This is a genomic window from Terrabacter sp. MAHUQ-38, from assembly GCF_014518425.1.
GTDB lineage: Bacteria > Actinomycetota > Actinomycetes > Actinomycetales > Dermatophilaceae > Terrabacter.
The window spans coordinates 25,151-38,059 of the sequence record NZ_JACVCU010000009.1 but is presented as its reverse complement, the minus strand read 5'-3'; the positions used below and the strand labels follow the sequence as shown (position 1 = coordinate 38,059).

Annotated in this window: 7 protein-coding genes; 4 read left to right on the top strand and 3 right to left on the bottom strand. The window is 69.7% G+C overall.

Annotation, left to right across the window (positions count from 1 at the left end):
• Positions 1-13 precede the first annotated feature (13 nt).
• Both H9I49_RS22705 and H9I49_RS22700 read right to left on the bottom strand, forming a co-directional pair.
• A complete protein-coding gene (locus tag H9I49_RS22705; RefSeq protein ID WP_188032681.1) occupies positions 14-1,270 on the bottom strand; it encodes an extracellular solute-binding protein in 1,257 nt (418 codons plus the stop codon).
• Between the two features lie 114 nt (positions 1,271-1,384).
• The gene (locus H9I49_RS22700; RefSeq protein ID WP_188032680.1) at positions 1,385-2,392 is read right to left on the bottom strand and encodes a LacI family DNA-binding transcriptional regulator; all 1,008 of its coding nucleotides are present in this window, start codon (positions 2,390-2,392) and stop codon (positions 1,385-1,387) included.
• 525 nt (positions 2,393-2,917) lie between these two features.
• On the opposite strand from H9I49_RS22700, the gene H9I49_RS22695 reads away from it, so the two are divergent.
• Positions 2,918-6,514 (top strand): LamG-like jellyroll fold domain-containing protein, encoded by a 3,597-nt coding sequence (locus H9I49_RS22695; protein WP_255524223.1) that lies wholly within the window; start codon positions 2,918-2,920, stop codon positions 6,512-6,514.
• Positions 6,515-6,593: 79 nt separating this feature from the next.
• Here the strand turns inward: H9I49_RS22695 and serA are convergent, their stop codons facing one another.
• Positions 6,594-7,838, bottom strand: a complete 1,245-nt coding sequence (gene serA / locus H9I49_RS22690) for a phosphoglycerate dehydrogenase (protein WP_188032678.1) — start codon at positions 7,836-7,838, stop codon at positions 6,594-6,596.
• 209 nt (positions 7,839-8,047) lie between these two features.
• On the opposite strand from serA, the gene H9I49_RS22685 reads away from it, so the two are divergent.
• The 3 genes from H9I49_RS22685 (at position 8,048) to H9I49_RS22675 (ending at position 12,642) form a co-directional block, all read left to right on the top strand.
• Complete coding sequence (locus H9I49_RS22685; protein WP_188032677.1) at positions 8,048-10,381, top strand: LuxR C-terminal-related transcriptional regulator; 2,334 nt, start codon at positions 8,048-8,050, stop codon at positions 10,379-10,381.
• 187 nt (positions 10,382-10,568) lie between these two features.
• A complete protein-coding gene (locus H9I49_RS22680; protein WP_188032676.1) occupies positions 10,569-12,311 on the top strand; it encodes a glycoside hydrolase family 13 protein in 1,743 nt (580 codons plus the stop codon).
• Positions 12,304-12,642, top strand: a complete 339-nt coding sequence (locus H9I49_RS22675) for a hypothetical protein (RefSeq protein ID WP_188032675.1) — start codon at positions 12,304-12,306, stop codon at positions 12,640-12,642. The genes H9I49_RS22680 and H9I49_RS22675 overlap by 8 nt, the downstream gene beginning before the upstream one ends.
• Positions 12,643-12,909: the final 267 nt, after the last annotated feature.

Sequence of the window (12,909 nt, the reverse complement as noted above, 5' to 3'; positions counted from 1 at the left end):
ACCCCACGACTGCCTACTGCGTGGCTTCCTTGGCCGCCTGCTGGGCCTGCTGGAGCGCTTCCTGCGCGGACGACTTCCCGGTGAGGGCGCTCTGCACGGCCGTCCAGAGCGGCTCGGAGATCTTCGGGTACTTCGTGCCGAGGTTGTCGCTGGTGCGGCCCTTCGCTGCGCCCACCGCGTCCACCCAGGGCTTGAGGGAGGCGTCAGCGGCGAGCTGCTCCTTCTGGGCCGCCTCGGTCGGCGCGATGTAGTTGAGCGTGTTGTCGGTGCCGACGATGTTGGTCGTGTCGGTCATGCAGGTCGCGATCTTGGCCGACACGGCGTACCGGGCCGTGTCCTTCTGCACCGGCAGGGTGAGGAACTCCCCGCCCGTGGGCGCGGGGGCCGTGCCGCCGTCCTTGCCGGGCAGTGGCATCACCTCGAAGCCGTTCTTCTTGGCATCGGCCTTCTGCCACGTGCCGTTCTCGGCGAACGCGATCTTGCCGGCCTGGAACTCCTGCCAGCTCGTCGTCTGCGTGTTGTTGATGACCGAGTTGGGGGCGAGCCCGTTCTTGACCCAGCCGGCCCAGAGGTCCAGGGCCGCGACCGCGTTCGGGCTGCCGATGTCGGTCAGCTGGGCGCCACCGCCCCAGAACCATGGCAGGAACTGGAAGGTGCCCTCCTCGGTGCCCACGGCGGAGAACGTGATGCCCTTGAAGCCGGCGGCCTTCGCCTTCTGGAGCGCGGCGGTGAGGGACGCCCAGTCCGTGACCGAGGCAGCGTCGATGCCCGCCTTCTTCAGAACCTTGGGGTTGTAGTACAGCGCAAGCGTGTTCGCGCCGATCGGGACACCGAACGTGTCGCCGCCGCTCTGGCCGGCCGCGAGGATGTTCGCCGCGAAGCCGTCGACGCTGAGGCCGCTGTCCTTGGTCGTGGTGAGGATGCCGGCCTCGGCGAGCGTCGAGACCACGGGGTTGTCGACGAGCAGCAGGTCGGGCGAGCTGCCCTGCTGGCCGGCGAGCAGGGCTTTGCCGGTGAGGTCGGTCGTGTCGTACGCCGTGCGCTTCATCGTCACGCCGGCCGCCTGCCCGCACCTGTCGATGACCTTGGCCCAGTCGGATGACGCGTCGTACTGCGGGTACGGGTCCCACCAGGTGTACGTGCCGCCGGCGGCTCCGGCGGTGCCCCCGGGGGAGGCTGTCGAGCTGCCGCTCGAGCACGCCGCGAGGGCGCCGACTGCGAGAAGACCTGCGACGGCTGCCGTCGCGGTGCGGTGGGTGTGGGTGATCACGAATCCTCCTTGATGACGTGATGCGGGGTCTTCTCCGTGAAGGACCCGAGAGCTGGGGTGTCGGTCCGGTTCGATACCGGGCGAGGGGTGAGACCGGTCCCTCCAGGGAGCGACTCAGCGAGTGGTGCCCCGGTCGACGAGAACCGGTGCGATGAAACGAGTGACCGGCTCGTCGGCCGTGTCCGGGTGCTCGACGCGGCGAACCAGCGCCTCGACCGCCGACCGGCCGAGCACGTCGGGCGCCGACTCGACGAAGGTGTAGGGCAACGAGAAGTTCCGGGCGAAGTCGCTCGAGTACAGGCTGACGACCGAGAGGTCATCCGGAACCGAGGTGCCACGCGCGTTCAGGATCGCTGGGAGCATGGCGACAGTGGTGTCGTTGTGCACGACCAGGGCGGTTGCCCCCGGCCGCGCGTCCAGGACCGCGTTGACCGAACGGCCTATCTGCGCCTGGTCTGCCTCCCCGAAGTGGGGGAACAGTCGGACCCCGTGGCGCGCCGCTCGTTCGACCGCGGCGTCGCGGAAGCGCCAGGCGTAGGCCCCGCCGCGCTCGAAGACGTGCGCCGGTGGGCTGATCAGGGCGATCTCGCGGTGCCCGAGCTCGCAGAGGTGGTCGACGATCATCCGCGCCGACTCGCCGAAGTCGAGGTCGTAGACGTCGAGGTCCTCGGTGTTGGCAGGCAGACCCACCATCGCGCCCGGCTGGCGCGCCTCCCGGAGCACGGGGAGGCGTGGGTCGTCATGCAGCACGTCGAGCAGGACGACGCCGTCGACCATGCCCGAGTCGGTGATGCGCCGCAGCGCAGCCGGTCCGTCCGAGTCCGTGACCATGAGGATGTCGTAGCCGTTGGCCCGGGCGGTATCGGTGATGGGGAGCAGGTACTGCAGCATGGCCGGCGCGAACTCGTCCGGCTCGAACTGCAGCAGCAGGCCGAGCACCATCGTGCGGTTCGTGGCGAGGGCCCGGGCTCCGGCGTTGGCGGTGAAGCCCAACGAGCGGATGGCGTCCTGGATGCGCTCGCGGGTCTCGACGGAGATGGTCCGCTTGCCCGACAGGGCGTACGAGACGGTGCTGCGTGACACGCCTGCGGCCTTGGCCACGTCACCGATGGTCGGACCCATCTCACGCCCTTTCTGTCGTCTGCTCCACCTGGCAGTCCGAACAAGTCGAACCGGTTCGACGAAAGGTAGCCGGAAAGTGCTGCTTCTGACAAGACCTGGCCGCGCGAATTTCGCGCTGCGCCAAGTCGAACAGGCTGGCGCACGGCATTTGTCTCTATTGCCCAACGGGATTCGCGCTCGATCGAACGGCAAGGGCGCGCTCACGCCACCTGAGTCGACGCCGAGTCGACGCGTAAGACACCTCTTGTGCCGGCGCACACGGGTGGCTACCTTGAGCGCGGATCGAACCGGTTCGACGACAAGGAGGTCGCCGCTGACCCGACCCCGAGACCGCGTCGACGGCGCTGCCGCCGTCCCGTCCGTCCACAGCGCCCCGCCACAGGGCGCCACCACGGCCCACCCCTTCGGCACCAGTCGGGTCCCCCTCGAGGCTGGTGCGCCATCAGGAGAGAAGTGACACCCATGCCTCATCCACGTCCTCATCCACGTCCACGGGGCCTCGTCCCCACGGTTCTGGTCGCCGGGTTGCTCGCGACCTCCAGCGTCGTCGCGACCGGCCTGCCGGCCTCGGCCGCTGTGCCGGCACCCGCCGTGCACTACACCTTCGGTGACGACCTCACCACGGGTCGCATCGCCGACTCCTCCGGCAACGGCGCCGACGCGACGCTCGTCAACGGCTCCACTGCTTCGCTGGTCGACGGCATCGACGGCACGGCACTGAAACTGCCTGGCGGAGCGTCGAACTCGGCGGCCGCGTACGTGCGCCTCCCGGCCACGCCCGTGATCGGTTCGACCGACCTCACGATCTCTGCGCGCGTCCGCTGGGACGGCGGCACCGCGCCGTGGCAGTGGATCTACACCCTCGGCACCAACACGAGCCGCTACGTGTTCGCGACGCCGTCGAACGGCGACGGCAACTTCCGAGCAGCCGTGACCACCAACGGTGGCGGTGCGGCGGAGGCCCAGGTCACCGGCCTGGCCGCCCTGCCCAAGGACACCTGGAAGACCGTCACGGTCGTCCTCGACGACCAGGCGGACCGCATCACCGCCTACCTGGACGGCGCCGCCGTCGCCTCCGCCTCCACGACCGTGAGCGGCGGCCAGCTCGTCGACGCGACCGCCACCACGGGTGGCTACATCGGCAAGTCCTTCTATCCCGATCCCTTCTTCGCAGGAGCCGTCGATGACTTCAAGATCTTCCGCAGCGCGCTGTCGGGCCCCCAGGTCGCCGAGCTCGTCGGTGACGGTGCTGCGAGGCTGACCACCGTGAAGACCACCAGCTTCGACGTCAGGACGTTCGTCGGCACCGCGCCCGCGCTGCCCGCCAGCGCCCCGGGGTCGTTCACGGACGGTTACGACCGCAACGTGCCCATCACCTGGGACGCGGTGCCCGCTGACCGGTACGCGAGCCCCGGCACGTTCACGGTGGCGGGGACGGCGGACACGTTCCCCGTCACGGCCACCGTCACCGTCATCCGCGCCGGCGAGATGCACATCGACCTGGGCAAGCGCACCGGCGCCTTCCACGGCGGCGCGTCCGGCACCCTGTACGGCCTCTACGGCGAGGGCGTACCCACCCGCAACCTCATCGAGGGGATGGGGCTGCGCACCGTCTCCACGAAGGCGCAGGACGGTCCGCAGCACCCCGGCGCCGACGCCCTCGAGGTGGTGAAGCCGCTCGCCGACAGCACGGGCGGTGACGTGTACATCTACATGACCGACATCTACCGCGGGTTCCCCTACCAGTGGGAGGGCAGCACGCCGGAGGAGAAGCTCTCCGGCTTCCTGACCAAGATGTCGAAGCAGGTCGACCAGGTGCTCACCCTGGACCCGAAGTACCAGCAGCACGTCGTCTTCGTGCCGTTCAACGAGCCCGAGGGCAACATGTTCGGCACCGGCGACTGGAGCTACAACAGGGTCAGCTGGCTCAACGACCCGAAGTACTACTTCAGCGCCTGGGACCGCGCGTACGCCCTCATCAAGGGCAAGATGCCGAGCGCCCGGATCGCCGGCCCCAACACGAGCGTCCTCTACACCCAGGTCAAGGGCTTCCTGCAGCACGCCGTGCAGGCCGGAACCGTGCCCGACGTCATGACGTGGCACGAGCTCAGCCACCCTGAGCAGATCCGCACCAGCGTGGCGAGGTACCGGGTCTGGGAGAAGGAGGTCTTCGCAGGGACCGCCTTCGACGGCCGGCAGCTGCCGATCAACATCAACGAGTACGCGTTCAACTACCACACGTCCGTGCCCGGCCAGATGGTGCAGTGGATGTCGGCCATCGAGGACTCGAAGGTCGACGCGGACATCGCGTACTGGAACATCGACGGCAACCTCTCCGACTCCGCGGTGCAGGCGAACCGGGGCAACGGACAGTGGTGGCTCTACAACGCGTACGCCGGCATGACCGGCGACACGGTGGCCGTCGCTCCTCCGATGCCCGGGCAGAACTACACGCTCAAGGGCCTGGCCACCATCGACGACAGCAAGAGGCAGTCACGCGCGATCTTCGGCGGCGCCGACGGCCCGGCGTACATCCAGTTCGACCACGTGCCAGCGGCATTCGGGACCTCGGTGCACGCATGGATCCGGGAGATCCCCTGGACGGGCCAGATCGGCGACTCCGCCCAGCCCCAAGCCGTCGCCGAGCTCGACACCACCGTCCAGAACGGCACCGTCGCGTTCGACTTCAACGGTGGGGCGCTGCCCACGCTGAAGGAGTCGTCGGCCTACGAGATCGTGCTCAGCCCGAGCGGGGTCGCCAACCCGACGTCGGTCAAGCCCTTCCTGTGGCAGCAGGACTACGAGGCCGAGAACGCGACCTACACCGGGAGCGGCTACAGCCGCAACGGGCCGGAGGGCTCTCCGAAGGACGTGTCGAAGTTCTACACGTCCGGCATGTACGACGTCGGCGGGCTGCGCACCGGCTCGGACGGCGTGCTGTCCTTCACCGTCGACGTGCCGAAGGACGGCCGGTACGACCTCGGCGTCTTCGCCAACTCGTTCAACACCTACGACAAGGTGCAGGAGCAGGGGCCGACCAACGTCTTCCTCCGCGTCGACGGTGCGGCCGAGCAGGAGCTGTTCCTGCCCCTGGGCTACAAGTGGGTGGTGTGGGACCACACCGACACCACGGTTCAGCTCAGTGCGGGTCGGCACGTCATCGCGCTCGCCGCGACGAGCCTGGACGGCAGCAAGGCGACCAAGGGAGACGCCATCGTCGACCGCATCCACCTCGCCCTGCCCAACCCGGCGGCCAGTGCGGCGATCTACGAGGCCGAGACGGCGAGTCTCGTCGGGGCGCAGGCGATCTACTCCGGCCTGCCCGGCACACCGGCGTCGATCTCGGGAGCGGGAGCGGTGCAGCTGGCCAAGGGCGGCTCCGCGACCTTCTGGGTGTACTCACGTGACGACGCCGAGGCAACCCTCGACATCGGCATGGTCGGACCCGGCGACGCAGCGGTGTCGGTCAACGGCCAGAAGGTCATGGTCGCCACCGCGGCCGCGCGCAAGGTGGCGGTCTCGCTCTCCGGCGGCGTCAACAAGGTCACGGTGACCGGCCTCAGCAGGTCCTCGGTGCTCGACCGTCTCGTCGTGAGCGGCAGCTCGGGGCGGCTCGCCCCGAGCACCTACCAGGCGGAGGACGCGCAGCGCACCGGCTCTGCGTCGCTCGCGGCGTTGAGCCTGGCCAACGGTGGCAAGGCCGTCGACGGCATCGGCGGCACGCCGGGCAACGACAACGCCCTGACGTTCCGGGTGCAGGTGCCGGTCGCCGGGACGTATGCGGTGCGGGTGCGCTACTCCAACCCGGAGCAGTCGCCGGCGACGCACTACAACCCGGACCCGCTCGCCCGGCGCGCGGACATCTCCGTCAACGGTGGCGCGGCCCAGTCGACGCTGTTCCCGCACACGTTCCACCAGAACAACTTCTGGGTGCTGACGATCCCGATGAAGCTGGCGGCGGGTGAGAACACGATCCGGTTCTCGTCGCAGGAGCAGCCGAACTTCGACGGCCGGTCGTACGCGTCGCAGACCTTCCCGGGCGAGCCGCTCCGGTCGAGGTACGCCCCGCTGATCGACCAGCTGACGGTCAGCAGCTTCGCGACGCCCCTGCCCCAGAGCTGACCGGCTCGCTCACCTCGAGGGGATCACACGCCTGCGGCCGGCACGAGCACGTGCCGGCCGCAGGATGGTCCGCTTCGGATCAGGCCGGCCAGGTCCGCAGCCAGATGGCATCAGCCAGCTCGCCGAGGGCCGAGAGCGTCGACGCAGGAAGGGGCGCGTCCGTGTCCGTGACGACGTAGCCGTACTCGCCGCGGGTGGACAGGGACTGGCCGGTGACGTTGGCGCCGGCGGCGGCAAGGGCCTGGTTGATGGACGCCAGCACGCCCGGCACGTTGTGGTGCAGGTAGCCCATCCGGAACGCACCCTCGGACGGTGAGGGAGCGACCTCGGGGAGGTTCACCGAGAGGGCGGTGGCGCCGGCACTGACGAAACCGAGCAGCTTCGTGGCGACGAAGGACCCGATCTCCTCCTGCGCCTCCTGGGTCGAGCCGCCGACGTGGGGAGTCAGGATGACGTTGTCGAGGCCCCGGAGCGCCGAGTCGAACGCATCGCCCTGCGCCTTGGGTTCAGACGGGAAGACGTCGATGGCGGCACCGGACAGGTGCTTCGAGAGGATGTGGTCGCGCAGCGCCTCCTCGTCGACGACCATGCCGCGCGAGGCGTTGATGAAGACAGCCCCAGGCTTCATCACCGCGAACTGGTCGGCACCGAACAACCCGGCGTTGCCCGGTCGCCCGTCGACGTGAAGGCTGACGATGTCCGACTCGGAGAGCAGCTCTTCGAGCGAGCTGACCCGTCGGGCGTTGCCGTGGGCCAGCCGGTCGGCCGTGTCGTAGAAGACGACGCGCAGCCCGATGGCCTCGGCGACGTTGGACAGCTGGGTCCCGATGTTGCCGTAGCCGACGATGCCCAGGGTGCGACCCCGGACCTCGTGGCTGCCCTTGGCCGACTTGTCCCAGATGCCGTCGTGCATCCTCTGGGTCTTCTCGGGCAGGCGGCGGGCGAGGGCGATGATCTCACCGACAACGAGCTCGACGACGCTGCGGGTGTTGGAGAACGGGGCGTTGAAGACGGCCACGCCACGTGCGGCAGCACCGGCAAGGTCGACCTGGTTGGTGCCGATGCAGAAGCACCCCACCGCCAGCAGGTCCGTCGCCGACTCCAGCACCTTCGGGGTGACCTTCGTGTTGGACCGGATGCCCAGCAGCGACACGCCCGCCAGCGCCTCGACCAGCTCACCCTCGGTCAACGACCCGGGGCGCACCTCGACCTCGAACCCGTCGCGCCGGAACGCCTCCGCCGCGACAGGGTGGATGTTCTCCAGCAGGAGCACCTTGACGGGACTGCCCTGTTCTGTGACCGACCGGGCGTCGCTTGCTGTCATGGCCGTCGGAGTCTGCATGCCTTGTCTTTCACTGGATGGGACGGACTCGCTCGATTCTGCCCCAGTTGGGCGCGGCCCCGAGCCTCGGTCCACCAACCGTGGACGAGGGTGCGTGCGGCCTGTTGTACGGACCCGGTTGCCGGAGCGGACCTAGACTGGTGGACGGTGACCGCCGGGGCCCAACCGGCGGGTGAAGGGTTCGGACGGCCATGGCACGTGCGAAGACAGCGGTGAGGGCGCCGGGGTCTCTCCCCGCCGAGATGACGAGCTTCGTCGGTCGGCGCCGGGAGATGGCCGAGACCCGCCGCCTGCTCTCCACGAGCCGTCTGCTCACCCTCACGGGCGCGGGCGGAGTCGGCAAGACGCGCCTGGCCGTGCGGATGGCCGCCGACCTGCGACGAACGTTCCCCGACGGCGTCTGGTTCGTCGAGCTCGCCTCCCTCCAGGACCCACAGCTGCTCCCGAACACGGTGGCAGGCACCCTGGACCTGCGTCAGGTGTCCGCGAACCCTGCCGCCGACCTCGCGGAGTACCTCGAGGACAAGCGGCTGCTCGTGGTGCTCGACAACTGCGAGCACCTGACCGATGCCTGCGCGGTGCTCACCAGCAAGCTGCTGGCAGCGGCTCCAGGCCTCCACGTACTGGCGACGAGCCGTCACGTCCTCGGGGTCGAGGGCGAGCAGATCCTGCCGGTCCCGCCCCTCTCGGCGCCCGACGAGGGCGGACCCGACCGGGGCGACCCCCGCCGCTTCGAGTCCGTGGCCCTGTTCCTGGACCGCGCCGGCGCGGTGGCGCCCGACTTCAGGCTGGTCGACGTCAACCGCGCCGCCGTCCTGGAGCTGTGCAGGCGCCTCGACGGCGTTCCGCTGGCCATTGAGCTGGCCGCGGTCTGGCTCCGCACGCTTTCGCCGGCCCAGATCCTCGACCGGCTCGAGGACCGCTTCGCGCTCCTCTCCTCCGGCAGGAACGCCGCGCCGCCCCGCCAGCGTGCGCTCGACACGGCGATCGGCTGGAGCTTTGACCTGTGCTCTCCTGCCGAGCAGCTGCTCTGGAGCCGCCTCTCGGTTTTCGTCGGAGGTTTCGACCTGGAGGCTGCCGAGGACGTGTGCTCGGGAGACGGCCTGGAGCGCCAGGAGGTCCTGGGTCTCATCGCCGGTCTGGTCAACAAGTCGATCATCACGCGCCAGGACGCGACGAGCCACGCGTCCTCCCGCTACCAGATGCTCGAGACGATCCGCCAGTACGGAGGCGCGCAGCTCGCGCACGCCGGGCAGGTGCAGGAGCTGCGCCGGCGTCACCGGGACCACTACCGTGCGCTCGCCCAGCAGTTCGGGCGTGAGAGCTTCAGCCCGCGGCAGGGGGACTGGTTCCTCCAGCTGAGGCGCGAGCACGGCAACCTGCGAGCCGCGATCGACCTGTGCCTCGACACACCGGGCGAGGCATCCGTGGCCCTCGACATCGCCGCGCCCCTGTGGAACTTCTGGTTCGCGGGCTTCCTGCGCGAGGGGCACCGCTATCTCATCCGGGCTCTCGATCGTGCGACCGAGCGTGACCTCCGCCGCGCGTACGGGCTGTGGGCTGCCAGCTACCTGTCCATGTTCGCCGGCGAGTTCGACCGGACCCACACGATGTTGGCCGAGTGTTCCGAGCTCGCCGAGCAGTTCGACGACGAGCTGCTGCGGGCCCGGATCGACGAGTGCCGCGGTCACGCGTCCATGTACCAGGGCGACCTGGTCGGCGCCGTCGCATTCCTGGAGAGCGGTCTGCGCCGGTTCCGCACGGTGGGCGACCCGCTCGGCGAGTTCGACACGTTGGTCCTGCTCTCGGCGGCCGCGTTCTTCATGGAAGATCCCAGGGTCGAGGCCTTCAGCCAGCAGGCCCTCGCCCTGGCCGAGCGGCACGGCGCGCTGTCCTCGGAGGCCTACGGGCTCTGGAGCGTGGGGATCGTTCGGTGGCGGCAGGGTCGGGTCGAGGAGGCCCGTCGCGCGCTCCGGGAGTCGATCGGCCTGTTCGAGCCGATGCACGACCTCACCGGCATCAGCTTCGGCGTCCAGGCGCTGTCGTGGTGCGCCGCACTCGAGTCGCCCGACGACAGGGCGGCGGTCCTGCTCGGCGCATCACAGGCGGTGTGGCGCGCCAGCGGGGCGAAGGTCGACGAGACGACGGCATACGGCCTCTACGACCAGCGGTCCAAGGACACGGTTCGTCAGGCGCTCGGTGACGCCCGGTTCGAGAAGGCGTTCGCCGAGGGCGCGGCCTTCTCCCTGGACCGGGCTCTGGCCCTGGCGCTCCGGGACGGGGAGGACGCGCGCGACACCAGGACGGTCGTCGCAGCCGGGCCGGGGACCGATGTCGGGCTGACCAGACGGGAACGCGAGATCGCGGGCCTGATCGCGCAGGGGCTGAGCAACAGGGAGATCGCCGCCCGCCTCATCATCTCCAGCCGCACGGCCGAGTCACACGTGGGCAACATCCTGGGCAAGCTCGGGGTCACCTCGCGCGCCCAGGTCGCCGCCCGGTTGGCCGAGGGCGAGATTCACTGACCGCCGCCCTGCGTGCCCGGATGAGGCGTGCCCGGATGACGCAGTGCCTTTGTCCGGAACATCCGCTGTTGCTCCTACGTACAGGGGACGATCTCAGTACCGATCCCCGTAGTTCTCGGGATGCCGCGATCGTGGGGAGCCGGGGACGCTGGTCTTGGAAGGTTAACGCTCACATTCCGAGGCCACCATGTACACGTCACCCAGCATCACCGCCCTGCGCGAGCCCGACGGGCACGTCGGCCCGACGCGCCACCCTCGTGCGTCGGTCGGCGAGCACGGCACGGTCCCGGGCAACCACGGCTGGTGGCGCGACGCGGTCATCTACCAGGTCTACGTGCGCAGCTTCCAGGACTCCGACGGCGACGGCGTCGGCGACCTCGGTGGCGTTCACCACCGGCTGCCGTACCTGCGCAGACTCGGCGTCGACGCCATCTGGCTCAACCCCTTCTATCCCTCGCCGCAGCACGACCACGGGTACGACGTGGCCGACTACGTCGACGTGGATCCGCAGTACGGCACGCTGGAGGTCTTCGACCGCCTGGTCCGCGACGCGCACCGACTCGACCTCAAGGTGCTCATCGACGTCGTGCCCAACCACTGCTCGATCGAGCACGCCTGGTTCACTGCGGCGGTGGCCGCCGGGCCGGGCAGCGCGGAGCGGGCCCGCTTCCACTTCGCCGACGGCCGAGGACCGTACGGAGAGCTTCCGCCGAACAACTGGCGCTCGATCTTCGGCGGGCCCGCCTGGCAGCGGATCACGGAGCCCGACGGCACCCCCGGGCAGTGGTACCTGCACACCTTCGCCCCGGAGCAGGCCGACTTCAACTGGCGCCACCCGGACGTCCCCGCGCACTTCGAACAGGTTCTGCGGTTCTGGTTCGACCGAGGGGTCGACGGCCTGCGCATCGACGTGGCCCACGGTCTGCACAAGGGCGAGGGGCTCCCGGACCACGACTTCGCCATCGACGACGAGATCACCGGCGACCCGACCAACCCGCATGCCTGGAACCAGCCGGAGGTGCACGACGTCTGGCGCAGCTGGCGCGCGCTCGCCGAGGACTACACGGCGTCCACGGGCCGCGAGCGCGTGCTCATCGGCGAGGTGGGCGTGCTCGAGACCGCGGAGCTCGCGGCCTACCAGCGCCCGGACGAGCTGCACCAGAGCTTCTTCTTCGAGTTCCTGCGCGCGCCGTGGGATGTCGAGGACCTGCGCGGTGTGATCGACCGGGGTCGCACGACGGTTGCCGCCACCGGCTCACCGGTGGCGTGGGTTCTCAACAACCACGACATGCCCCGAGCGGTGACCCGGTATGCGGGCGGCGCCCCGGGCGGTCCGATGGGCGACATCGAGCTGGGCATCACGCGAGCCCGTGCCGCCGCCCTGCTGATGCTGGCGCTGCCCGGCTCGGCGTTCATCTACCAGGGCGAGGAGCTGGGCCTGCCCGAGGTCACCGACCTGCCGGAGCACGTGCTGACCGATCCCATGTTCCACCGCACGGGCGGGGCCCGCCGGGGCCGCGACGGCTGTCGGGTGCCACTTCCGTGGCACTCCGCGCGCGAGGCGTGGGGCTTCTCCCCGGAGCGGACGACGGCAGCCACGTGGCTCCCGCAGCCCGACTGGTTCGGCTACCACGCCGTGGACCGTCAGGTCGAGTCCGGCGAGTCGATGCTGCACCTCTACCGCGAGGCGATCGCGCTGCGCCACAGGTTGCCCGACCTGTCCACCGGCGACTTCCAGTGGCTTCCGACCGAGCCGGGGGTGCTGGCCTTCATGCGGGGCGACGGCTTCGCCTGCGTGGTGAACTGCTCGTCCGAGCCGGTGTTGATGCCCGTGGACGGCCATGTCCTGCACGCCAGCGACGCCGAGGTGGGCGAGAAGCTGCCGCCTGACAGCGCGGCGTGGCTGCTCGTGGGGCCGCGTGATGCCTGACCGCATCCGACCGTTGCTGCTCGGCTACATCCGCGAGGACGTGCTGAGGGGCGAGCGTCTGGCGAGCGCCCAGACCCGTCTCGAGGCGTTCGCGCACAGCGAGGGGTTTGCACTCGGCACGATCTTCGTCGACCGACGCCACAGCGTCCCGGGCGCGTTCGACGCGCTGATGCAGGAGATCCGCCGTGGTGAAGATGCCTGGGGCATCGTCATTCCCGACGTCGGCCACCTGGACGACGCGAACTACCGGGCGATGAATGCCGGCCACGACGACTACTCGAGCACGACCGTCCTCGTCGCCAACGCGACCGCTCCTGCGCGCGTCCCCTAGACCGGCGGACCTGGCGTCCGAACCCCTCCCCAACCGACGCCAGGTCCGCCTCCCCACGTCCCCGGTTCGGCCTCAGAGCCAAGGACGCCGTGTCGCCATGTCCCGCGGTCCGTGACCTTGATCTCATGTTAGGACATTAGTACGTAAGTACATCATATCGTCGCCGGTTGACCCCGGCCACACCTTCGTACCTGCTCCGACGAGTACGACTGCGGCAAGGGGTCAATGCCGGCGAGAGCTTCGTCTCGGCGGCCGATTCCACCGACG